At 68.2% G+C, this 21,988-nt stretch carries 23 protein-coding genes; 17 read left to right on the top strand and 6 right to left on the bottom strand.

The features are described from left to right. Positions 1–871: MFS transporter (locus A5673_RS24355; protein WP_231971446.1), on the bottom strand; the 871-nt coding region annotated here is incomplete at its 3' end. A gap of 167 nt (positions 872–1,038) precedes the next feature. Here A5673_RS24355 and A5673_RS24350 point away from each other — a divergent pair. The 9 genes from A5673_RS24350 (at position 1,039) to A5673_RS24310 (ending at position 9,218) form a co-directional block, all read left to right on the top strand. Beyond that, positions 1,039–1,644, top strand: coding sequence for a TetR family transcriptional regulator (locus A5673_RS24350; RefSeq protein WP_068238568.1), 606 nt, complete (start codon positions 1,039–1,041; stop codon positions 1,642–1,644). Between the two features lie 9 nt (positions 1,645–1,653). Continuing rightward, positions 1,654–2,640, top strand: a complete 987-nt coding sequence (locus A5673_RS24345) for an ABC transporter substrate-binding protein (RefSeq protein ID WP_082958938.1) — start codon at positions 1,654–1,656, stop codon at positions 2,638–2,640. 115 nt (positions 2,641–2,755) lie between these two features. Continuing rightward, a complete protein-coding gene (locus A5673_RS24340; RefSeq protein ID WP_231971445.1) occupies positions 2,756–3,415 on the top strand; it encodes an allophanate hydrolase subunit 1 in 660 nt (219 codons plus the stop codon). Between the two features lie 10 nt (positions 3,416–3,425). Beyond that, positions 3,426–4,337, top strand: a complete 912-nt coding sequence (locus tag A5673_RS24335; RefSeq protein ID WP_068238562.1) for a 5-oxoprolinase/urea amidolyase family protein — start codon at positions 3,426–3,428, stop codon at positions 4,335–4,337. Between the two features lie 34 nt (positions 4,338–4,371). Further along, entirely contained in the window at positions 4,372–4,917 is a 546-nt protein-coding gene (locus tag A5673_RS24330) for a GNAT family N-acetyltransferase (protein WP_068238561.1), read from the top strand. Positions 4,918–5,322: 405 nt separating this feature from the next. Next, positions 5,323–6,729, top strand: coding sequence for a NarK/NasA family nitrate transporter (locus A5673_RS24325; RefSeq protein WP_068238559.1), 1,407 nt, complete (start codon positions 5,323–5,325; stop codon positions 6,727–6,729). Positions 6,730–6,806: 77 nt separating this feature from the next. After that, positions 6,807–7,958 (top strand): uroporphyrinogen-III synthase, encoded by a 1,152-nt coding sequence (locus A5673_RS24320; RefSeq protein WP_068238557.1) that lies wholly within the window; start codon positions 6,807–6,809, stop codon positions 7,956–7,958. After that, a complete protein-coding gene (locus A5673_RS24315; RefSeq protein WP_068238555.1) occupies positions 7,949–8,734 on the top strand; it encodes a sirohydrochlorin chelatase in 786 nt (261 codons plus the stop codon). Before A5673_RS24320 ends, A5673_RS24315 begins: the two co-directional genes overlap by 10 nt. A 31-nt stretch (positions 8,735–8,765) precedes the next feature. Next, positions 8,766–9,218: a hypothetical protein gene (locus A5673_RS24310; RefSeq protein ID WP_068238554.1), complete on the top strand. Its 453-nt coding sequence runs from the start codon at positions 8,766–8,768 to the stop codon at positions 9,216–9,218. 4 nt (positions 9,219–9,222) lie between these two features. On the opposite strand, the gene nirD is transcribed toward A5673_RS24310, so the two are convergent. Both nirD and nirB read right to left on the bottom strand, forming a co-directional pair. Beyond that, positions 9,223–9,570 carry a nitrite reductase small subunit NirD gene (gene nirD / locus A5673_RS24305; RefSeq protein WP_068238551.1) on the bottom strand — a complete coding sequence of 116 codons (348 nt, stop codon included), beginning with the start codon at positions 9,568–9,570 and terminating at the stop codon, positions 9,223–9,225. Further along, complete coding sequence (nirB, locus tag A5673_RS24300) at positions 9,567–12,140, bottom strand: nitrite reductase large subunit NirB (RefSeq protein WP_082958937.1); 2,574 nt, start codon at positions 12,138–12,140, stop codon at positions 9,567–9,569. Before nirB ends, nirD begins: the two co-directional genes overlap by 4 nt. Positions 12,141–12,366: 226 nt before the next feature. On the opposite strand from nirB, the gene A5673_RS24295 reads away from it, so the two are divergent. Beyond that, positions 12,367–12,816 carry an Hsp20/alpha crystallin family protein gene (locus A5673_RS24295; RefSeq protein ID WP_068238549.1) on the top strand — a complete coding sequence of 150 codons (450 nt, stop codon included), beginning with the start codon at positions 12,367–12,369 and terminating at the stop codon, positions 12,814–12,816. A gap of 57 nt (positions 12,817–12,873) precedes the next feature. Here A5673_RS24295 and A5673_RS24290 read toward each other — a convergent pair whose 3' ends face one another. Then, positions 12,874–13,413, bottom strand: coding sequence for a DUF302 domain-containing protein (locus A5673_RS24290; protein ID WP_082958936.1), 540 nt, complete (start codon positions 13,411–13,413; stop codon positions 12,874–12,876). A 93-nt stretch (positions 13,414–13,506) separates the two neighbouring features. Between A5673_RS24290 and A5673_RS24285 the strand changes: the two genes are divergently transcribed. Further along, a complete protein-coding gene (locus A5673_RS24285) occupies positions 13,507–14,004 on the top strand; it encodes a helix-turn-helix domain-containing protein (RefSeq protein WP_068238547.1) in 498 nt (165 codons plus the stop codon). Here the strand turns inward: A5673_RS24285 and A5673_RS24280 are convergent. Beyond that, the gene (locus A5673_RS24280) at positions 14,001–14,759 is read right to left on the bottom strand and encodes an isocitrate lyase/phosphoenolpyruvate mutase family protein (protein ID WP_068238545.1); all 759 of its coding nucleotides are present in this window, start codon (positions 14,757–14,759) and stop codon (positions 14,001–14,003) included. The genes A5673_RS24285 and A5673_RS24280 overlap by 4 nt on opposite strands. 93 nt (positions 14,760–14,852) lie before the next feature. On the opposite strand from A5673_RS24280, the gene A5673_RS24275 reads away from it, so the two are divergent. From A5673_RS24275 to A5673_RS29335, 5 genes are all read left to right on the top strand, one after another. Next, positions 14,853–15,158, top strand: a complete 306-nt coding sequence (locus A5673_RS24275) for a hypothetical protein (protein WP_068238543.1) — start codon at positions 14,853–14,855, stop codon at positions 15,156–15,158. Positions 15,159–15,236: 78 nt separating this feature from the next. Continuing rightward, the gene (locus tag A5673_RS24270; protein WP_068238541.1) at positions 15,237–16,064 is read left to right on the top strand and encodes a hypothetical protein; all 828 of its coding nucleotides are present in this window, start codon (positions 15,237–15,239) and stop codon (positions 16,062–16,064) included. A gap of 41 nt (positions 16,065–16,105) precedes the next feature. Continuing rightward, entirely contained in the window at positions 16,106–18,019 is a 1,914-nt protein-coding gene (locus A5673_RS24265) for a fumarate reductase/succinate dehydrogenase flavoprotein subunit (RefSeq protein ID WP_068238540.1), read from the top strand. Then, positions 18,019–18,765, top strand: coding sequence for a succinate dehydrogenase/fumarate reductase iron-sulfur subunit (locus A5673_RS24260; RefSeq protein WP_068238539.1), 747 nt, complete (start codon positions 18,019–18,021; stop codon positions 18,763–18,765). Before A5673_RS24265 ends, A5673_RS24260 begins: the two co-directional genes overlap by 1 nt. Before the next feature lie 29 nt (positions 18,766–18,794). After that, positions 18,795–18,950, top strand: coding sequence for a hypothetical protein (locus A5673_RS29335; RefSeq protein WP_156748580.1), 156 nt, complete (start codon positions 18,795–18,797; stop codon positions 18,948–18,950). Positions 18,951–19,041: 91 nt separating this feature from the next. On the opposite strand, the gene A5673_RS24255 is transcribed toward A5673_RS29335, so the two are convergent. Beyond that, positions 19,042–19,530, bottom strand: coding sequence for a flavin reductase family protein (locus A5673_RS24255; protein WP_068238537.1), 489 nt, complete (start codon positions 19,528–19,530; stop codon positions 19,042–19,044). A gap of 452 nt (positions 19,531–19,982) precedes the next feature. Here A5673_RS24255 and A5673_RS24250 point away from each other — a divergent pair, with 452 nt between their 5' ends. Continuing rightward, entirely contained in the window at positions 19,983–21,818 is a 1,836-nt protein-coding gene (locus A5673_RS24250; RefSeq protein WP_068238536.1) for an acyl-CoA dehydrogenase, read from the top strand. Positions 21,819–21,988 lie beyond the last annotated feature (170 nt).

The raw sequence follows: 21,988 nt of genomic DNA, 5'->3' as shown, positions 1-21,988 counted from the left end.
CGCTGGCGGTCGCCGCGGCGGTGTGCGCGTTTTTGTTCATGGACAACCTGTCCGAGGCGAAGGCCGACGTGAAGCCGGTGCTGCAGTCGCTGCGGCATGCCGACACCTGGATCATGTCGCTGCTGTACATCGGCACGTTCGGCTCCTTCATCGGCTTCACGTCGGCCTTCGCCTCGGACAGGTTGTCCATGAACAAAAACGCGCACACCGCCGCGGCGACCGCCAGCGGCACGTAGAACAGCCCGGCGCGCGCCAGCGCCACGCCGCCGCCGGCGATCACGATGGGCGGGATGATCTTCTGCACGACGGCCACGCCGAGGTTGCCACCGGCCGCGTTGAGGCCCAGGGCCCAGCCCTTGTCCTTCTCCGGATAGAAGAACGAGATGTTGGCCATCGAGGACGCGAAGTTGCCGCCACCGAAGCCGGCCGTCGCGGCGACCGCGACCAGCACCGCGAACGAGGTGTGGGGATGGCTGACCGCCCAGGCCAGCAGCAGGCACGGGATCAGCAACAGCGACGCTGACACGATCGTCCAGTTGCGGCCGCCGAAGATGGGGACGGCGAACGTGTACGGCAGCCTCAGGAAGGCGCCGACGCCGCTGGGGACGGCGACCAGGCACAGCGCCTGGCTGGCGGTCAGCGCCCAGCCGGACGCGGCGGGGTGCCCGTGCGGGCCGGCCATCATCTGGACGACCACGATGCTCCACAGCATCCACACGCTGAACCCGATGTGCTCGGCGAAGATGGAGAAGATCAGGTTGCGGCGCGCGATCGGCTTGCCGGTCGCTCGCCAGAAAGCGGGGTCCTCGGGCCGCCAGTCGTCGATCCAGTGCCGCCCGTGGTGCCGCCCGCGCGACGGCGCGGGGGCCAGGAGTCCGGTGCCGGTTTCGGGAGTGGTGATGGTCACGACCCCGACGCTAGGGACGGACTGTTACCGGTCGTGCCGTGCGCAGTTACGTCGGAGATACGTGGATCTCGCAGCGGCCGATGGCGCGCTGTCAGAACTTTTTGCCGACCGGATGCGCGAGAATCGATCCCATGCAGGCGACCGACCAGCCCCTGGGACTGCGGGAACGCAAGAAGATCAAGACCCGGCAGGCCATCCGGCGTGAGGCGTTTCGCCTGTTCGACGCCCAGGGCTACGCCGCGACGACCGTCGAGCAGATCGCCGATGCCGCCGAGGTGTCGCCGAGCACGTTCTTCCGGTACTTCCCGTCCAAGGAGTCGCTGCTGCTGGCCGACGACCTGGACCCGCTGATCCTGGCCGCCTTCCGGGCCCAGCCGCCCGAACTGTCGCCGAGCCAGGCCATCCGCCGGGCCTACGAGTCGACGATGGCGGGCTTGACCGACGAGCAGTCGGAGTTCGAGAACACCAGGCAGCGGCTGATCTTCTCGATACCCGAACTCAAGGCCGCGCTCTACGACGAGTACCGCCGCACCGTCACCGTCATGGCCGAGGCCATCGGCGACCGAATCGGCCGTCCCGCAGACGATTTCGAGGTCCGCGTGTTCGTCGGCGCGATGGTGGGCGCGATGATGGCGGCCTACGACAGCGCGCCGAAAACGGCCGAGACGATCTACCGGGCCCTGGACTTTCTGGACGCCGGCATGCCGCTCGGCGGGCCCGGGCCCGCAACGCGATAATCTCACGCGATGGGCGGTTGGAATCGACGGGGATTCTTGCAGCTCGCGGGGGCCATGGGGGTGGCCGCGGCCGCCGGCGCGTGCTCGCCGCGCAAACAGCCACCGGGCGCCGCGCCCGGCGGGTCGGTGACGATCACCCACCTGTTCGGCCAGACCGTCATCAAGGAGCCGCCCAAGCGCGTCGTCAGCGCCGGCTACACCGAGCAGGACGACCTGCTGGCGGTGGGCGTGGTGCCGATCGCGGTGACGAACTGGTTCGGCGACCAGCCGTTCGGGGTGTGGCCGTGGGCCCAGCCCAAGCTCGGCGGGGCCCAGCCGGTGGTGCTGAACCTGGACAACGGGATCCCGGTCGACCAGATTGGCGGGCTCAAACCCGACCTGATCGTGGCCATCAACGCCGGGCTGGACGCCGACACCTACCAAAAGCTGTCGGCGATCGCCCCGACCATCGCGCAAGCCGACGGCGACGCCTTCTTCGAGCCCTGGAAGGAGCAGGCGGGCGCCGTCGGCCAGGCGGTGTTTCAACCCGGCCAGATGAAGTCACTGATCGACTCGGTCGACAAGCAGTTCGCCGATGTCGCCCAGAAGAACCCGCAGTGGAAGGGCAAGAAGGCGTTGCTGATGCAGGGCACGTTCTTTCAGGGCACGGTGGTCGCAACCCTGGCCGGCTGGCGCACCGACTTCCTCAACCAGATGGGCCTGGTCATCTCCGACGCCGTCAAGCCCTTCGGCAGCGATCACCGCGCCGTCATCCCGCGCGACCAGATCAAAACGGTGCTCGACTCCGCCGACGTGGTGATCTGGACGACCGAAAGTCCCGACGAGCAAAAGGCGCTTCTGGCCGACCCGGAGGTGGCGGGCACGCTCGCGACCGCCCAGAACCGCCACATCTTCACCACCAAGGAACAGGCCGGCGCGATCGCGTTCGCGTCGCCGCTGAGCTACCCGGTCGTCGCCGATCAACTGCCGCCGCAGCTCGGCAAGATCCTCGGTTGACCCGGCCTGTTTGAGCGTTTGCTAAGGCACCTCTGGCAGTGCTCGAAAATCCGTCCGCATCCCCTCCCGCCTGCCCCGATCGCGGAGTTACCGTCGAGTAATGAGCGTGACGGACATGAGCGGCGGTGTGCCCAAGGAGCTGTCGACCGACCTGGTCGGCAACACCGTCTACGACTACGGCGACCACGCGCTGATGCTCCAATGTGGCAGCACCGCCGAGGTATTGGCGTGGGTGGACGCCCTGCGCGCGGCGGCACTGCCCGGCGTGCTCGACATCGTCCCCGCCGCGCGCACCGTGCTGGTCAAGCTCGACGACAGCCGCTTGCAGGGGGTAACCCGGCAGCGGCTGCGCAGGATGCGGGTCACCGCGCCCGCCGACGCCGCGCCGGGCCGCGACGCCGACGTGGTGATCGACGTCGTCTACGACGGTCCGGACCTCGCCGAGGTCGCCGAGCTCACCGGGCTGACCGCCGCACAGGTGATCGACGCCCACACGGCCACCCTGTGGCGGGTCGGATTCAGTGGATTCGCACCGGGTTTCGCGTATCTGGTCGACGGCGACGCGCGGCTGCGGGTGCCGCGCCGCGCGGAGCCACGGACCTCGGTGCCGGCCGGCTCCGTCGCCCTGGCCGGAGAATTCAGCGCGGTATACCCGCGTCAGTCGCCCGGCGGCTGGCAACTCATCGGGCGCACCGACGCCGTCCTCTGGGATCTCGATCGACCCCGCCCGGCGTTGCTGACGCAGGGCATGTGGGTGCGGTTCCGGGCGGTCTGAGGAGGCAGCCATGGTGACCCTGGAAATCCTGCGCACCGGCCCGTTCGCCGTCGTCGAGGACCTCGGCCGTCCGGGGCTGGCCCATCTCGGCGTCAGCCGGTCGGGGGCCGCCGACCGCAGCGCCCACCGGCTGGCCAACCGGCTGGTCGCCAACCCCGACGACCGCGCGACGGTCGAGGTGACGTTCGGCGGCTTGTCCGCCCGGGTCCGCGGCGGCGGCGTCGACATCGCGGTGACGGGCGCCGACACGGACCCCACCGTGGACGGAATCGAGTTCGGCACCAACAGCATTCACCATGTCCGCGACGGGCAGGTGATCACCCTGGGCACCCCGCGCGCCGGCCTGCGGACGTACCTGGCGGTGCGCGGCGGCATCTGCGCGGAGCCGGTGCTGGGATCGCGCAGCTACGACGTGATGTCGGCGATCGGCCCGCCGCCGCTGCGCGCGGGCGACCGGCTGGCGATCGGCGCGCACACCGACGACTACCCCGAACTCGATCAGGCCCCGGTGGCCGGTATCGCCGAGCATCTGGTGGAGCTGCGGGCGGTGCCGGGACCGCGCGACGACTGGCTGACCGATCCCGACGCGCTCGTGCACACGATTTGGATGGCCTCCGACCGCAGCGACCGGGTGGGGATGCGGTTGGAGGGCCGCCCGCTGCAGCACCGTTACCCCGACCGCCAACTGCCCAGCGAGGGAACGACCCGCGGCGCGATCCAGGTGCCGCCCAACGGTCTACCGGTGATCCTGGGACCCGACCACCCGGTGACCGGTGGCTATCCGGTGGTTGGCGTGGTCGCCGACGAGGACATCGACAAGGTCGCCCAGGTGCGCCCCGGCCAGTACGTGCGGCTGCACTGGGCGCGACCCCGGTCCGCGGGACGCCCGGCGTCGAGCGCCGCGGGGTGGCCGTTCTCCTAGCGCGGACGGGTGGACGGGCTGGTAGACAAGGAGTGTGCAAGCCCAGGTCCACACCGCACGCCTGGTCCACACCTCCGATCTGGACGGCGAAAGCCGACAACGCGTCCGCGAGATGGTCACCGCCGCGTTCGCCGGAGATTTCACCGCCGACGACTGGGAGCACACGCTGGGTGGCATGCACGCCCTGATCTGGCAGCACGGCGCGATCATCGCGCACGCCGCCGTGGTCCAGCGGCGATTGCTCTACGGCGACGACGCGCTGCGGTGCGGTTACGTCGAAGGGGTCGCGGTGCGGGAGGACTGCCGGGGGCAGGGCCTGGTGCACGCCCTGCTCGATGGCGTCGAGCAGGTGATCCGCGGCGCGTACCAAGTGGGTGCGGCCAGTTCCTCCGATGCGGCCCGCGGGGTGTACACGGCGCGCGGCTGGCTGCCCTGGCGCGGGCCGACGTCGGTGCTGGCCCCCACCGGCCCCGTCCGCACACCCCACGACGACGGCGGCGTGTACGTCCTGCCCGTCGGCATCGGGCTGGACACCGCCGCGGCCCTGGCGTGTGACTGGCGCGCCGGCGACGTCTGGTAGCCAGGCGCCGTTTTTAACGAAAAGTATTCCAGCTCACACTGGAATGGAATGGCGCGCGAAATCACTTGACGCGGACCGTGATTAGCGTGGCAATTGACCCTCAGCTACTTACCAGATAACTGGGATTCAACTTACAGGCGATATCGGCCGAATTGAGTTGACGTACTTCCGGTCTAAATGTGAGCATCGAAAGATACGGCGGGGCAAGTCTGTTCGTTCGAGGCGCCCACATGGGGTTTCTGTTAGGCACGCCCGCGTTGTGACTCGATACGTCACGCCAAGGGGCCCAGGCGATTTCGCCGGCATAAGCGTACGCCATATCCCGGCGACATCGTCGTCGCCACCAGAGGCACCGCGCCGCGGCGCCGTGCTGAGAAAACCCGTCGAGGGAAAGGTGCACACCGCATGGGCCGCAGCCACCGCATCACGAACTGGGATCCGGAAGACGCGGCGGCCTGGGAAGCCGGCAACAACAAGGTCGCCCGCCGCAATTTGCTCTGGATCATCGCCTGCGACCACATCGCCTTCGGCGTATGGACCCTGTGGCCGGTGATGGCGCTGTTCATGCCGCAGAACGTGTACGGCTTTTCGGCCGCCGACAAGTTCCTGCTCGGCGCCACCGCCACGTTCGTGGCGGCATGCCTGCGGATCCCCTACTCACTGGGTATCGCCACCTTCGGGGGCCGCAACTGGACCGTCTTCTCCATCGTCATGTTGCTGGTGCCCACCGCCGGCACGATCTGGCTGCTGGCCAACCCCGGCCTGCCGCTGTGGCCGTACCTGGTGTGCGCGGCGCTGACCGGACTGGGCGGGGCCAATTACGCGGCGTCGATGACCAACACCAACTTCTTCTATCCGCATCGGCGCAAGGGCTTTGCGCTCGGGTTCAACGCCGGGGCGGGCAATCTGGGGGTGCCGATGATCCAGCTGGTGGGGCTGTTCGTCATCGCCATCGCCGGCCACCGGCAGCCGTACTGGGTGTGCGGGCTCTACCTGCTCCTGCTGACCGCCGTCGCCTTTGGAGCGACGCGTTACATGGACAACCTGGAGCACGCCACCTACGACGTCAGCCACCTGCGCTCGATCCTGTCCGAACGTGACACCTGGGTCCTCGCGATGCTTTACCTGGGCACGTTCGGCTCCTGGATCGGGTTCTCGTTCGCGTTCGGCCAGGTTTTGCAGATCAACTTCGTGGGCACCGGGCAAAGCCACGCCGCCGCCGCGCTGCACGCCGCCGAATTCGCCTTCATCGGCCCGGCGCTGGGCTCGGTGGCGCGAATCTACGGCGGCAGGCTCGCCGACCGGATCGGCGGCAGCCGCGTCACCCTGGCGGTCCTGGCGGCCATGGGGGTTGTCACCGCTTTCCTGGTCGCCCTCAGCACTCACGACGACCGCACGCCCGGCCTCACCACCGCCGCCACCATGGTCGGCTACGTGTGCGGGTTCATGGCCCTGTTCATCCTGGCGGGATTGGGCAACGGCTCGGTCTACAAGATGATCCCGTCGGTCTTCGAGGCGCGCAGCCACCGGCTCGGCCTCAGCGCCACCGACCGACGCCGTTGGTCGCAAGCCACCTCGGGCGCGGTGATCGGTTTCGTTGCCGCGTTCGGCGCGCTCGGCGGCGTGGGGATCAATCTCGCGCTGCGGCAGTCCTACCTGAGCACCGGCACCGACACGCTGGCGTTTTGGCTGTTCCTGTTTTTCTACGTCGCCGCAGCGGTTTTGACGTGGGGGCGGTACGTGCGCCGGCCCACGTCGGCCGGCCGGCAGGCGGCCGGCTCGGAGGCCAACACGGAGTTCGCGCGGGTGTGAGCGCGGTCGCAACAGGAGCAATGCGTCAGCAATTGCGTGGTAACGCGCCGGAAACGTCGCAGGCATACACAGGACATATGACCCACCCAAAATCCGCGCCGCTCACCGGCTACCGGGTTGCGGTCACGTCCGCGCGCCGCGCCGAGGAATTGTGCGCGCTGTTGAGCCGGCAGGGCGCCGAAGTGTGCAGCGCCCCGGCGATCAACATGATCGCGCTACCCGACGACGACGAATTGCACCGTCACACAGAGGCTTTGATCGCGGACCCGCCCGACATCCTGGTCGTGCACACCGGCATCGGATTTCGCGGCTGGCTCGCGGCGGCGGAGGGGTGGGGCCTGGCGAGCCAGCTCGTCGCGTCGTTGTCGTCGGCGCGGATCGTCTCGCGCGGGCCGAAGGGGACCGGAGCTGTGCGTGCCGCCGGCCTGCACGAGGAATGGTCCCCTGAGTCCGAATCCTCACAGGAGGTGCTCGAGTATCTGCTCGAGTCGGGAGTATCCGGGCTGCGCGTCGCTATTCAGCTGCACGGCGCCGCCGACGCCTGGGACCCGTTCCCCGAATTCCTCGGCGGGCTGCGCTACGCGGGAGCCGAAGTGATCCCGATCCGGGTCTACCGATGGAAGCCAACGCCGTTGGGCGGTGACTTCGACCAGCTGGTCACCGGGATCGGGCGCCGGCAGTTCGATGCGGTCACCTTCACGTCGGCGCCCGCGGCCGCCGCGGTGCTGGAACGCAGCCGCGAACTCAGCATCGAGGACGAGGTACTGGGGGCCCTGCGCAGCGATGTGCACGCGATGTGCGTCGGCCCGGTGACGTCCAAACCGCTGATCCGCAAAGGCGTGCCGACGTCGGCGCCCGAGCGAATGAGGTTGGGGGCCTTGGCCCGGCATATCGCCGAGGAGTTGCCGCTGCTCGGATCGTGCACCGTCAGGGTGGCCGGCCACACGCTCGACATCCGCGGCACCTGCGTGCTGGTGGACGGTGCGATCAAGCAGCTGTCGCCGTCGGGGATGTCGGTGCTGCGCGCGCTGGCGCAACGACCGGGCGACGTCGTCGCGCGCATCGATCTGTTGCGGGTGCTGCCGGGCAACAGCAACGATCCGCACGCGGTCGACACGGCCGTGCTTCGGCTGCGGACTGCGTTGGGCGACAAGAACATGGTCGCAACGGTGGTCAAGCGCGGCTACCGGCTCGCCGTCGACGATCCGAAGGACGGCCCGTGGACCTGATCCTCGCCGCGCATGGCACCCGCCGGCCCGGCGGTGTCGCGATGATCGGCGATCTTGCGGCGCGGGTGAGCGCGCTGCTCGACCGCCGGGTGCAGGTGGCGTACGTCGACGTGTTGGGTCCCAGCCCCAGCGAGGTGCTGTCGCAGGCCGCGGCCGGCGGTCGCCCCGCGGTGGTGGTGCCGGCGTTCTTGTCGCGGGGCTATCACGTGCGTACCGACCTGCCCGCCCATGTTGCGGCGAGCGGCCACCCGCACGTCACCCTCGCGCCCGCGCTGGGGCCGAGCGGCGAGATCGCGCGGATAGTCGTTGACCAGTTGGCGAAATCCGGCTGGCGGCTGGGCGATTCGGTGATCCTCGCGGCGGCCGGCACCACGGATCCGCGGGCGCGCGCCGATTTGCACGTCACCGCGACCACGTTGTCGGCGCTGGTCGGGACGCGGGTGCGGCTGGGATTCGCGGCCACCGGCGATCCGTCCGTGGACGACGCGGTGGCCGCCGCGCGGCGCGGCGGCGCGCGGCGCGTGGTGGTTGCCTCGTACCTCCTGGCCGACGGCCTGTTTCAGCAACGCCTGCTGGCCAGCGGCGCCGACGTGGTGAGCCAACCGCTGGGCGCCCACCCCGGGCTGGCCCGGCTCGTCGCGAACCGATTCCGCCGGGCGGTGCCCGGACTGGTCCCCGTCACGGCGCGGCACGCGTCGCGCCGGCCCAGCCCGGTCAGCCTTCTGATGGCGCAAGAACCCCACCGGGTGCGGCACGCCCGGGCGCGCGGCGCTTGATCTTTGATCGCATACCGGCGATTCTGGCTTCATGCCTCGCCGCGAAGAGCCCTCGCGCGGGCTCCTTGACCCGGTGGCGAAGATGTTGCGGTTGCCCTTCGGCACACCGGAGTTCATCGATCGAATCGTGACCGGCGGGGTCAACCAGGTGGGCCGCCGCACGTTGCAGATGCTGATCACCACCTGGGACGCGGCCGGTGGCGGCCCCTTCGCGGCCAGCGCGGTCGCGTCCACCGGCATGGCCAAGACCGCCGAAATCGTCGAGGCGATGTTCATCGGCCCGGTTTTCGGCCCGATCCTGAAGATGCTGGGCGCCGACAAGGCCGCCGTGCGGGCGTCGTTGTGCGCCTCCCAACTGGTCGGCCTCGGCATCATGCGCTACGGCATCCGCTCCGAGCCGCTGCATTCGATGTCCGTCGACACGCTGGTCGACGCGATCGGTCCGACGATGCAGCGCTACCTGGTCGGCGACATCTCCCGCTGAGCCCTCAGGCGGCGATCTGGACTTCGCCCTCGGGGGTCACCCGCACCCGATACACCGGCACCGAGACCCGCGGGTCGTCCAGGCAGGAACCGTCGTCGAGCGCGAAAGCCTGCTTCAGCAAAGGGGATTGGACGGTGACGCGACCCCCGCGGTCGCCGACGATCCCGCGGGACATTACCGCCGCCCCGGAAAAGGGATCGATGTTGCTGACCGCATGCACCGACCCGTCGTCGAGCCGGAACAGCGCCGCCTGCGTGCCGTCGTCGAGCAGCACTCCGACGCCGCGACCCGGAATCAGCCGGTCGTAGGCGCAGGCGGTCGTCCATACCTGAATGTCGTTGAGAACTGTCATGATTCCTCTCCCACACGGACCCGCGGCATGCCGATGGGCACGGGTACTTTGCGTCCGGCACGCTCGGTGAAGGTCACCGTCGAGTCGACGGCGTCCGGGGCGTTGACGAAGGAGACGAACCGCGACAGCTTGTCCGGATCCTCCAGCACGCCCTTCCATTCGCACTTGTAGTTCTGCACATGCCGCTCCATCGCGGCCTCGAATTCGCCTGCCAGGCCGAGCGAGTCGTCGCACACGACCTCGCGCACGTGATCCAGGCCGCCGTCCAGCGACTCGACCCACGGCGCGGTGCGCTGCAGCCGGTCGGCGGTCCGGATGTAGTACATCAGGAACCGGTCGACGTAGCGGACCAGCGTCTCGGTGTCCAGGTCGCTGGCCAGCAGCTGAGCGTGCCGGGGCGTCATGCCGCCGTTGCCGCCGACGTAGAGGTTCCAGCCCTTTTCCGTGGCGATCACGCCCACGTCCTTGCTGCGCGCCTCAGCGCACTCCCGCGCGCAACCCGAAACACCGAGCTTGATCTTGTGCGGGGCGCGCAGGCCGCGGTAGCGCAGCTCCAGGTCGATGGCCAGCTGCACCGAATCCTGTTGGCCGTAGCGGCACCAGTCGCTGCCCACGCAACTCTTCACCGTGCGGAGCGCCTTGCCGTAGGCGTGGCCGGATTCCATGCCGCCGTCGACCAGCCGCTGCCAGATCTGCGGCAGCTGGTCCACGCGGGCGCCGAACAGATCGATGCGCTGGCCGCCGGTGATCTTGGTGTAGAGACCGAAGTCCTGCGCGATCTGGCCGATCAGGATCAGGTGCTCCGGCTTGATGTCGCCGCCGGGGACCCGCGGGACCACCGAGTAGCTGCCGTTCTTTTGGATGTTGGCCAGGAAGTGGTCGTTGGAATCCTGCAGCGAGGCCTGCTCGCCGTCGAGGATGTGGTCGGAACCGGTGGACGCGAGGATGGAGGCGACCACGGGTTTGCAGATGTCGCAACCCCTTCCGCTGCCGAAGCGCTCCAGCAGCCCCGAGAACGTCCGGATTTCGGTGGCGGAGATGATCTCGAACAACTCGGCCCGCGACTGGCTGAAGTGTTCGCACAGCGCCTTGGACTGCTCCACGCCCTCGGCTTCCAGCAGCTGCTTGAGCAACGGCACGCACGACCCACACGACGTGCCCGCCGCCGTGCACGACTTGAGCGCGGGAACGTCGGCGCAGCCGCCGGCGATCGCGCCCTTCAGGTCGCCCTTGGTGACGTTGTTGCACGAGCAGATCTGGGCCGAATCCGGCAGCGCCCCAACGCCCAACGCCGCCCCGCCGTCTGAGGAAACCGGCGCGATCAACGCGAGCGGATCCCCCGGCAACTCGCTGCCGACCATGGGCCGCAGCACCCCGTACGAAGAGGCGTCGCCCACCAGCACCCCGCCGAGCAGGGTTTTGGCGTCGTCGGACAGCACCAGCTTGGCGTACGTCCGGTTCACCGCGTCGTTGACGGCGACCTCGAGGCAGTTCTCGGTCGCGCCCATCGCGTCGCCGAAGCTGGCGACGTCGACGCCCAGCAGCTTGAGCTTCGTCGACAGGTCGGCTTCCGGGAATTCCGCGGCGCCGTCCAGCAGCCGGTCGGCCACCACCTCGGCGGAGGTATAGCCCGGCCCGACCAGGCCGTAGCAGCGCCCCTCGATCGCGGCGACCTCCCCGATCGCGTAGATGTCGGGATCGCTGCTCTGGCAGGACAAGTCGGTGAGCACGCCGCCCCGCTCGGCGCGCGTCAGCCCCGCAGCGGCCGCCAGCTCGTCCCGCGGCCGGACCCCGGCCGCGAAGATCACCACGCCGGCGTCGAGGACTTCCCCGTCGGTCAGGCGCACCCGCACGGACGACGAGCCGTCCGCGTAATCGACGGGTTCGATCGCTTCGGTGCCCGTACCGACGTGCACCTCGATGCCGAGCTCGGTGATCATCCTGGCCAACAGGGCGCCGCCGGCCTCGTCGATCTGCTGGGCCATCAGCCGCGGCATCATCTCGACGACGTGGGTCTGCAACCCGAACTGGCGCAGCGCATTAGCGGCTTCGAGCCCCAGCAGCCCGCCGCCGATGACCACCCCCGAAGTGCGGCCGGCCTGCAGGGTGCGGCGGGCGTCGGCGCGGATGGCGTCGAGGTCGTCGAGCGTGCGGTAGACGTGACAGAGGGGAAGGTCATGGCCGGGCACGGGCGGGACGAACGCGTAGGACCCGGTGGCCAGCACCAGCGCGTCGTAGCTGTGCCGCTGGCCGTCGGCGGTCACCACCGACTTTGTCGCCCGGTCGATTTCGGTGACGCGCGCGTTCAGCAGCAGCCGGACCCGCTCGTCACCGGCGTAGTCGTTGCCGGGTAGCGCCAGCAGCGCCCGATCCCAGCTTTCGGTGTAGGAGGTCAGGCCAACGCGGTCATAGGCCGCGTCGGCCTCCTCCGCCAAAACCGTGATACGCCAATACCCCTCGGTGTCACGGGCACGGAGCGCCTCGACCAGTCGGTGCCCAACCATGCCGTGCCCGACCACAATGACGTGACGCGCGGCACACTGCTCGCGCGCGGTTTCGGATTGGGCCATGCCACGAGGGTAGGGGCCCCAAATTAAGGAAAAATCGCGGAATGTGACGCCCACATGACGGCGCCCTCACACCTCACAACGACCGCTGTGAAGGTGTTCGCTGCCGGCGAACGCCCGAGTGGAACTTTAGCCGGGTCGACTCAGGTTTCTACAAATAGCCGTCCGGCAGCGCGCCGGTCACAGCAAACTCACAAGGAAGATCAAGGAAGCAAGAGGAGAAACCCCCATGAGCAACCTCGCATTGTGGTCGCGACCGGCCTGGGACACCGACCGGTGGCTGCGCGACTTTTTCGGCCCCGCGGCGACGACGGACTGGTTCAAGCCGGTCACCAGCGGATTTACCCCCGCCGCCGAGATCGTCAGGGACGGCGATGACGCCGTCGTCCGCCTCGAACTGCCCGGCGTGGACGTAGAGAAGGATGTCAACGTCGAGGTGGACAAGGGCCGCCTGGTGATCCACGGCGAACACCGCGACGAGCACGCGGAGGAGGAGAACGGCCGGACCCTGCGGGAGATTCGTTACGGCTCGTTCCGCCGGTCGTTCCAGCTGCCCGCGCACGTCACCAGCGAGGCCATCGCGGCTTCCTACGACGCCGGCGTGTTGACGGTCCGTGTGACCGGGGCCTTTGGAAAGCCGGCCGGGGCCCAGGCGCAGCGCATCGCGATCACGAAGTAGTCGCGGTCGATCGCAACGAATCCGGCGAGGCATTCCACCCCGCCGGATTCGTCGCGTCTAGCGCCCGAACGCCGCGTCCGCGTCGATTCCGATGACCCGCAACAGGTTTGCCACCTTGCGATCGAGCTCCTCACCCACCCGTGTCACCGCGGCGATGCCCAGGCTGCCGAACGCCGCGCTGGGCTGGTCCATCGAGAACACCGCGTTGCCGTCGGCGTCGGCGTAGACGAGCACCCGCAGGGGCGCGTACAACAGCGCCCTGGGGTCGTGGCGGAACATGGTCTCGGCGATCGTGTGGTTGCCGAGCAGGTACTCCACCGCTTTGGTCGTGTGGCCGGCGAGGCCCAACAGGGGCAGGGCGTCGATGGTGGCGTAGACCATCAGGCCGTGCGGGGCGTTGAGCGCCGCCGCCGCAAGGACGTCGTCCCAGCCGCCCCCGCGCGCGACGATCTCCTGCACCGAATCCCGGTCGAACGGCGGCGCGGCCTTCTCGAAAGCGGTTCGGAATTCGTCGAATTCCACCCCGGTGGCCACGTCGATACGGTTCATCGCGTGCGCCGCCTCGGTGAATTCGGCCGGTTGGATGCTGATCGTCATGGCGATTGCCACCCCACTTGGTTCGGTGAACGAACTATGCATCCGTGACTATACGGTTCGGTGAATGAACCCACAAGGCGTAGCATCGACGCCGTGGCCCTCCCCCGCGAATATCCAGCCGAGAGCTGCCCCATCGCGCGGTCCCTGGAGATCGTCGGCGAGCGGTGGACACTGCTCATCCTGCGCGACGCCTTCTACGGGGCGCGGCGCTTCAGCGACTTGCAGCGCCATCTCGGCATCCCGAAGGCGGTGCTGTCCGACCGGCTCGGCTTCCTGGTCGAAGAGGGCGTGCTGACCAAAGATTCCGGCGAATACCGGGTGACCGCCAAGGGCAAGCAGCTGTGGCCGCTGATCTGGTCGATGATCACCTGGGGCAACGACAACTACGTCGACAAGCCCAACAGGAGGACTTACCGACACGCGGGCTGCGGGGGCGCGATCGGGGCGGACCGCGTGTGCCACCGGTGCGCGCGGGTTCCCGACGTCGCCGACCTCGTCGCCCACCCGCCGCCGAAACCGCACACTCCGGGTCGGGACGATCCCGTCAGCCGGGCGCTCCGGCGCCCGCACCGGATGCTGGAGCCGATCTAGCCCCAGCGGGCCAGCAACTCCTTGGCGCGCCCGGCAAGCGCGGCCTGCAGGAAGGGGCCGAAGCTGATCCGGGCGACGCCCAGCGGACCGAACGATGCCGGGTCGTCCTGGTCGGGCAGCGCGATCGCGTTGATCGGCAGCGGCAACTCGGCGGCCAAGCGCCGCAACGTGTCCGGGTCGTGTCGGCCCACCGGGTACAGGACGTCGGCGCCCGCGCCGGCGGCCTCGGTCAGGCGCGCCACCGCCCGCTCGACGCGGTCCGAAGAGTCGCCGTCCTTGCGCAGGAAAAGGTCGGTCCGCGCGTTGATCACGACATGCACCCCCGCCGCGTCGGCGGCCGACCGCAGCGCGCCGACCAGTTCGGCGTGCTCGACGGCCGACCGCAGCCGCTTGCCCTCGGCATGCACGGTGTCCTCGATGTTCAGGCCGACCGCGCCGACGCCCAGCAGGCCCTCGATCAGGCGCGCCGGCGGCTGCCCGTACCCGGATTCGATGTCCACCGACACCGGGACCTCGACGGCGGCGGTGATCTGCGCCACGCGGGTGAGCACGTCGTCGAACGACATCCCCTCGCCGTCCGGTTTGCCGATCGAATCCGCAAGCGGATGGCTGCCGACGGTCAGGGCGGCGAACCCCGCGTCGGCCGCGAGGCGGGCCGACCACGCGTCCCACACCGTCGGCAGGATCACCGGGTTGCCCGGCTGGTGCAGCTTCAGCAGCGCCGACGCGCGCGCGGCGGTGGTTTGCCCCGTCATGGTGTCCGACCTTAAGCCGCCTGGGTGGCTACTATCGAGGGCGTACTGTGATCCGTGACACCGTCTAGCGCGGGGAAATCCCGAGGAGATCCGTTGACGAGCCCTACTGGCACTGCCGAACTCGCCGAACTGCACGATCTCATCGGCGGCTTGCGGCGGTGCGTGAACGCCCTGCGGGCGCGGTACGGCGACAGCCCGGCCATGCGTCGCATCGTCATCGACGCCGACCGGATCCTTTCCGACGTCGAATTGCTCGATTCCGACGTCTCCGAATTGGATCTGGCCCGCGCCACCGTGCAGCAGTCGGGCGAGAAAATCGTCATTCCCGACACCCAATACGACAGCGATTTTTGGCGCGATGTCGACGACGAGGGTGTCGGGGGTCACAGCAGGTCCTGACAACCCAAGCCCCCCGCAATCCAGGGGGTGCTCTCTGTGTACCCTTCGACCAACAGCCCGTTCGAAGAGGAACACTAGATGAGCGCACCCACGGCGAACCGTCCTGCGTCAGGTGTCTTTTCACCGACGCGCGCCAACATCCCGCAACGGACCCTACGCACCGACCGGTGGTGGATGTCGCCGCTGCGGATCGACCTGGGTTTCGCCGCGTTCGTCATCTATGCGACGGCGCGTGCGTTCCAGCAGAATTACTTCTTCGTTCCGAAGTACCACTACCTGACGCCGTTCTACTCGCCGTGCGTCAGCAAGGCCTGCGGGGAGGCCGGTGACATCTGGCCGCAATTCCTGCCGGACGTCTGGTGGTTGCCCTATGCGGCGCTCTCGCTACCTTTCCTGTTGCTGTTCCGGCTCACCTGCTACTACTACCGGGGCGCCTACTACCGCACGGTGTGGCAGTCGCCGACCGCCTGCGCGGTGGCCGAGCCCCGCGCGCACTACACCGGCGAGACCCGGTTCCCGCTGATCGTTCAGAACACCCACCGGTACTTCTTTTACATCGCCGTCCTCATCTCGTTGGTCAACAGCTACGACGCGATCGTCGCGTTCCACTCCGACAGCGGGCCGGGTGGATTCGGCTTCGGGCTGGGCAACGTGATCCTGGTCGGCAACGTCGTGATGCTGTGGATCTACACGCTGTCCTGCCATTCCTGCCGACACGTCACCGGTGGGCGGCTCAAGCACTTCTCCAAGCACCCTGTGCGGTATTGGATTTGGACGCAGGTCAGCCGCATCAACACCCGGCACAAGATGTACGCCTGGATCACGCTGGGCACGCTGATGCTCACCGATTTCTACATCGCGCTGGTGGCCAGCGGCACGATTCCTGACCTGAGATTTGTTGGCTGACAAGCCATTTGAACAAGAAATCGGAACTTAGCGAGGGTTTCATGGTTGAGGTCGAACGGCACTCCTACGACGTCGTCGTCATCGGTGCCGGCGGCGCGGGGCTCCGCGCGGTCATCGAGGCGCGCGAACGCGGCCTCAAGGTCGCGGTGGTGTGCAAGTCCCTGTTCGGCAAGGCCCACACGGTCATGGCCGAGGGCGGCTGCGCCGCGTCGATGGGAAACACCAACCCGAAAGACAACTGGAAGACGCACTTCGGCGACACCATGCGGGGCGGGAAGTTTCTCAACAACTGGCGGATGGCCGAGCTGCACGCCAAGGAGGCGCCCGACCGGGTCTGGGAGCTGGAGACCTACGGCGCGCTGTTCGACCGCCTCAAGGACGGCAAGATCAGCCAGCGCAACTTCGGCGGGCACACCTACCCGCGGCTGGCGCACGTCGGCGACCGCACCGGCCTGGAGCTGATCCGCACCATGCAGCAGAAGATCGTCTCGCTGCAGCAGGAGGACTTCGCCGAGCTCGGCGACTACGAGGCGCGGATCCGGGTCTTCGCCGAATGCACGATCACCGAACTGCTCAAGGACGGCGACGCGATCGCCGGGGCCTTCGGCTACTGGCGCGAAAGCGGCAACTTCGTCCTGTTCGAGGCCCCCGCGGTGGTGCTGGCCACCGGCGGCATCGGCAAGTCGTTCAAGGTGACGTCGAACTCCTGGGAGTACACCGGCGACGGGCACGCGCTGGCCCTGCGGGCGGGCGCGTCGCTGATCAACATGGAGTTCGTCCAGTTCCACCCGACGGGCATGGTGTGGCCGCCCAGCGTGAAGGGGATCCTCGTCACCGAGGGCGTCCGTGGCGACGGCGGCGTGCTGAAGAACTCCGACACCAAGCGGTTCATGTTCGACTACATCCCGCCGGTGTTCAAAGGCCAGTACGCGGAGAGCGAGCAAGAGGCCGACCAGTGGCTCAAGGACAACGACTCGGCCCGCCGCACCCCGGACCTGCTGCCGCGCGACGAGGTCGCCCGCGCGATCAACTCGGAGGTCAAGGCCGGCCGGGGCAGCCCGCACGGCGGGGTGTACCTCGACATCGCCTCCCGGCTGACGCCCGAGGAGATCAAGCGCCGCCTGCCGTCGATGTACCACCAGTTCAAGGAGCTGGCCGGGGTCGACATCACCAAGGAGCCAATGGAAGTCGGGCCCACCTGCCACTACGTGATGGGTGGCGTCGAGGTCGACGCCGACACCGGGGCGGCCACGGTGCCCGGGCTGTTCGCCGCGGGTGAGTGCTCCGGCGGCATGCACGGCTCCAACCGGTTGGGCGGCAACTCGCTGTCCGATCTGCTGGTGTTCGGCCGGCGCGCCGGCCTGGGCGCCGCCGACTACGTGCGCGCGCTGAGCAGCCGCCCCGCCATCGCCCAGGACGCCGTCGACGCGGCGGCCCGGCGGGCGCTGGCCCCCTTCGAGGGACCCGCCAACGGCGCCGGCGAGAACCCCTACACCCTGCAGCTGGAACTGCAGCAGTCGATGAACGATCTGGTGGGGATCATCCGCAAGTCCGAGGAGATCTCCGAGGCCCTCGGCCGGCTCGACAAACTGCGCGAGCGGTTCAAGAACATCCATGTGGAGGGCGGTCGCCAGTACAACCCCGGCTGGAACCTGGCCATCGACCTGCGGAACATGCTGCTGGTCAGCGAGTGCGTGGCCAAGGCCGCGCTGGAGCGCACCGAAAGCCGCGGCGGGCACACTCGCGACGATCACCCGTCGATGGATTCGTCGTGGCGCAAGGTGCTGCTGGTGTGCCGGGCGGGCGGCGGCGACGACGTGATCCCCGACATCACCATCACGCGTGAAGACCAGACGCCGATGCGGTCGGATCTGCTGGAGCTCTTCGAGATCTCCGAGCTGGAGAAGTACTACACCGACGAAGAGCTGGCCGACCACCCAGGACGGAGAGGCTAATGAGCTACAACGCCACCATGCGGGTGTGGCGCGGCGACGACGCCAGCGGCGCGCTGCAGGACTTCACGGTCGAGGTCAACGAGGGCGAGGTGGTGCTCGACATCATCCACCGGCTGCAGCAGACCCAGACCCCCGACCTCGCGGTGCGGTGGAACTGCAAGGCCGGCAAGTGCGGATCGTGTTCGGCGGAGATCAACGGCTACCCCCGGTTGATGTGCATGACCCGGATGTCGACGTTCGCCGAGGACGAGGTGGTGACCGTCACGCCGCTGCGCACGTTCCCGGTGATCCGCGACCTGGTCACCGACGTGTCGTTCAACTACGAAAAGGCCCGCGAGATACCGTCTTTCGCGCCGCCCAAGGACCTGCAGCCGGGCGAATACCGGATGGCACAGGCCGATGTGCAGCGCTCGCAGGAGTTCCGCAAGTGCATCGAGTGCTTCCTGTGCCAGAACGTCTGTCACGTGGTGCGCGACCACGAGGAGAACAAGAAGGCGTTCGCCGGGCCGCGCTTTTTGATGCGCATCGCCGAGCTGGAAATGCACCCGCTGGACACGTTGGACCGGCGCAACCAGGCGCAGGAGGAGCACGGCCTGGGCTACTGCAACATCACCAAGTGCTGCACCGAGGTGTGCCCGGAAAACATCAAGATCACCGACAACGCGCTGATCCCGATGAAAGAGCGCGTCGCGGATCGCAAATACGACCCCGTGGTGTGGCTGGGTAACAAGCTGTTCCGCCGTTAAGGCCGGGCCCGCATGGGTACCCGAAATCCATGCGAGGAACCACCAGCATCAACGAGATCCGCACCGCGATCCGGGAGCTGTCGGTCCGCGCCGAACTCGCGCACAGAGAGGGCCGGCACGAAGATGCGGCCGAAATCGAGCGGCGCATCGACAGCTACCGGGAAGAACTCGGCCACCGCCCCTAGGGCGCAGGGGCCCCTGCGCCGAGACTGCGTCCAGCGCGTCGGATCGGCGGCATAACACGCGCTGAGCGCAGGATCGAGTGGCGTCCGCACACTAGACACCGAGGCGGCGCAGTTCGCTGCGGTGAAAGACGATCGGCGCCACCTCGGCATCCACCGTGACCTGGCTGACGCGCAGCACCACGATGGTGTGATCCCCGGCCGGGATGAGTTGCTCGATCGCGCTCTCCAGCCAAAGCGCGGTGCCCTTGATGAAGACCGCACCGGTATCGCTGGCGACCGTCTCCAGGCCGGCGAACCTGTCGCCGGTCTTGGCGGCCAGCGTGCGCACGGCCACGTCGTGGGCCTCGCCCAGCACGCTGATGCCCAGCATCGGCACGCCCTTGAGCTTGGGCCACGTCGTCGACGTGTTCTGCACGCAGAACGACACCAATGGCGGTTCCAGCGAGACGGGGACAAAGGTGCTGGCCGCCAGGCCTTCACGCACTCCATCGACGTGGGCGGCGATGGCGACCACCCCGGTGGGGAAGTGGCCGAAGGCTTCACGCAGCGACGACGGCGTCAGATTGCTGTTCGAATTCACCGGACTTCATTGCTCCTCGAGCCGAGAACGGAATTCTCGGTGTCGACCCTACCTGCCGAGTAGCCGTGTGCCGGCCGTAGACCGAGAAGATGGGATCGACCGGGTCGTGCCGCGCGGCGCGCGAGCGCGTCGGGCACGCCGTGGCCGCTCAGGTAGCGGAATCCGACCTCGTGAGCGGCCTCGCGACGGCCCTCCCGCAGCCGCGTGGCGCCTTCACCCAGATCCACCACGGGCGACGCAGTGACACGACTCACGTCCGTAACGTGCCATTGTCTCCGCAGGTCAACGGGGCGATGAGCGCCTGCCCAACCGGTTGGTTAGTTAGCTGCTGCAATGTAGCTCACACTCGCTTGCGCTGACGCAAATAACGGATATATTTTAGGGCAGTTACTGGTGGGTAACTTAGACCTAGTACCCAACCACAAGTGGCATTCTCAACGAGGAGGAACGTAGTGAGCCACTACAAGAGCAACGTCCGTGACCAGGTATTCAACCTGTTCGAGGTCTTCGGCGTTGACCAAGCTTTAGGCCAGGGCGAGTACAGCGACCTGGACGTCGACACAGCCCAAGAGATGCTGACCGAGATCAGCCGGTTGGCCGAGGGGCCGGTCGCGGAGTCGTTCGTCGAGGGCGACCGCAACCCGCCGGTCTTCGACCCGGAGACCCACTCGGTGACGCTGCCCGAGGGGTTCAAGAAGTCGGTGCAGGCGGTGCACGAAGCAGGCTGGGACAAGGCCGGCATCGAGGAGGCGCTGGGCGGCATGCCGATGCCCAAGGCGCTGGTGTGGGCGCTGCACGAGCACATCCTGGGCGCCAACCCCGCCGTGTGGATGTACGCCGGGGGCGCCGGCTTCGCCAACGTCATCTACCACCTCGGCACCGAGGAGCAGAAGAAGTGGGCCGTGCTGTGCGCCGAGCGCGGATGGGGCGCGACCATGGTGCTCACCGAGCCGGACGCCGGTTCGGACGTGGGTGCCGGGCGGACCAAGGCCGTCCAGCAGGAGGACGGCTCCTGGCACATCGAGGGCGTGAAGCGGTTCATCACCTCGGCCGACTCCGGCGACCTGTTCGAGAACATCGTCCACCTGGTGCTGGCCCGCCCCGAGGGCGCCGGCCCCGGCACCAAGGGGCTTTCGCTGTTCATCGTGCCCAAGTTCCTGTTCGACTTCGAGACCGGTGAGCCGGGCGAGCGCAACGGCGTCTTCGTCACCAACGTCGAGCACAAGATGGGCCTCAAGGTCTCCGCGACCTGCGAGCTGTCGCTCGGCCAGCACGGCGTGCCCGCCAAGGGTTGGCTGGTCGGCGAGGTGCACAACGGCATCGCGCAGATGTTCGACGTCATCGAGATGGCCCGCATGATGGTGGGCACCAAGGCGATCGCCACGCTGTCGACGGGTTACCTGAACGCGCTCGAGTACGCCAAGGAGCGCGTGCAGGGCGCCGACATGACCCAGATGACCGACAAGACCGCCCCGCGGGTGACCATCACGCACCACCCCGACGTGCGCCGGTCGCTGATGACCCAGAAGGCCTACGCCGAGGGTCTGCGCGCGCTCTACCTCTTCACCGCGACCTACCAGGACGCGGCCGTGGCGGAGGCTCTGCACGGGGTGGACGCCGAGCTGGCGGTCAAGGTCAACGACCTGATGCTGCCGGTGGTCAAGGGCGTGGGCTCCGAGCAGGCCTACGCGAAGCTGACCGAGAGCCTCCAGACGCTCGGTGGGTCCGGCTTCCTGCAGGACTACCCGATCGAGCAGTACATCCGGGACTCGAAGATCGACTCGCTCTACGAGGGCACCACGGCCATCCAGGCGCAGGACTTCTTCTTCCGCAAGATCGTCCGCGACAAGGGTGTGGCGCTGGCCCACGTGTCCGAGCAGATCCAGAAGTTCGTCGACAGTGAGGCCGGCAACGGCCGGCTGAAGACCGAGCGTGAGCAGCTGGGCAAGGCGCTGGCCGACGTCCAGGCCATGGCGGCGACCCTGACCGGCTATTTGATGGCCGCCCAGGAGGACGTCACCAGCCTGTACAAGGTGGGCCTGGGTTCCGTGCGCTTCCTGATGAGCGTCGGCGACCTGGTCATCGGCTGGTTGCTGCAGCGTCAGGCCGCGGTGGCCGTGGCGGCGCTGGACGCCGGCGCCAGCGGCTCCGAGCGGTCCTTCTACGAGGGCAAGGTCGCGGTGGCGTCGTTCTTCGCGAAGAACTTCCTCCCGCTGCTGGCCGGCACCCGCGAGGTCATCGAGACGCTGGACAACGACATCATGGAGCTCGACGAGGCCGCGTTCTAAGTCGGACAACGCCGAAATCCCCCCGTTCCTGTGGAACGGGGGGATTTCGCGTTAGGTGACACGCCGCGACACATAACCTGCGCACACGACACGCGGGGCATTGTCAATCGGTTAGTGCAACATCTGGTCAGGCTGCTTGCTTGAGGAGTTTGGCGAGTCGTTGGGCGGGG

Source organism: Mycobacterium sp. E3198 (assembly GCF_001667015.1).
Taxonomy (GTDB): domain Bacteria; phylum Actinomycetota; class Actinomycetes; order Mycobacteriales; family Mycobacteriaceae; genus Mycobacterium.
This window is presented reverse-complemented; position numbering and strand designations above follow the sequence as displayed.

Bases quoted from the DNA above. Each gene is read 5' to 3' on its own strand.
- A5673_RS24350 (WP_068238568.1), top strand. From the start codon at position 1,039: ATGCAGGCGACCGACCAGCCCCTGGGACTGCGGGAACGCAAGAAGATC.
- A5673_RS24345 (WP_082958938.1), top strand. From the start codon at position 1,654: ATGGGCGGTTGGAATCGACGGGGATTCTTGCAGCTCGCGGGGGCCATG.
- A5673_RS24340 (WP_231971445.1), top strand. From the start codon at position 2,756: ATGAGCGGCGGTGTGCCCAAGGAGCTGTCGACCGACCTGGTCGGCAAC.
- A5673_RS24335 (WP_068238562.1), top strand. From the start codon at position 3,426: ATGGTGACCCTGGAAATCCTGCGCACCGGCCCGTTCGCCGTCGTCGAG.
- A5673_RS24325 (WP_068238559.1), top strand. From the start codon at position 5,323: ATGGGCCGCAGCCACCGCATCACGAACTGGGATCCGGAAGACGCGGCG.
- A5673_RS24320 (WP_068238557.1), top strand. From the start codon at position 6,807: ATGACCCACCCAAAATCCGCGCCGCTCACCGGCTACCGGGTTGCGGTC.
- A5673_RS24310 (WP_068238554.1), top strand. From the start codon at position 8,766: ATGCCTCGCCGCGAAGAGCCCTCGCGCGGGCTCCTTGACCCGGTGGCG.
- nirD (WP_068238551.1), bottom strand. From the start codon at position 9,570: ATGACAGTTCTCAACGACATTCAGGTATGGACGACCGCCTGCGCCTAC.
- nirB (WP_082958937.1), bottom strand. From the start codon at position 12,140: ATGGCCCAATCCGAAACCGCGCGCGAGCAGTGTGCCGCGCGTCACGTC.
- A5673_RS24295 (WP_068238549.1), top strand. From the start codon at position 12,367: ATGAGCAACCTCGCATTGTGGTCGCGACCGGCCTGGGACACCGACCGG.
- A5673_RS24290 (WP_082958936.1), bottom strand. From the start codon at position 13,413: ATGACGATCAGCATCCAACCGGCCGAATTCACCGAGGCGGCGCACGCG.
- A5673_RS24280 (WP_068238545.1), bottom strand. From the start codon at position 14,759: ATGACGGGGCAAACCACCGCCGCGCGCGCGTCGGCGCTGCTGAAGCTG.
- A5673_RS24270 (WP_068238541.1), top strand. From the start codon at position 15,237: ATGAGCGCACCCACGGCGAACCGTCCTGCGTCAGGTGTCTTTTCACCG.
- A5673_RS24265 (WP_068238540.1), top strand. From the start codon at position 16,106: ATGGTTGAGGTCGAACGGCACTCCTACGACGTCGTCGTCATCGGTGCC.
- A5673_RS24260 (WP_068238539.1), top strand. From the start codon at position 18,019: ATGAGCTACAACGCCACCATGCGGGTGTGGCGCGGCGACGACGCCAGC.
- A5673_RS29335 (WP_156748580.1), top strand. From the start codon at position 18,795: ATGCGAGGAACCACCAGCATCAACGAGATCCGCACCGCGATCCGGGAG.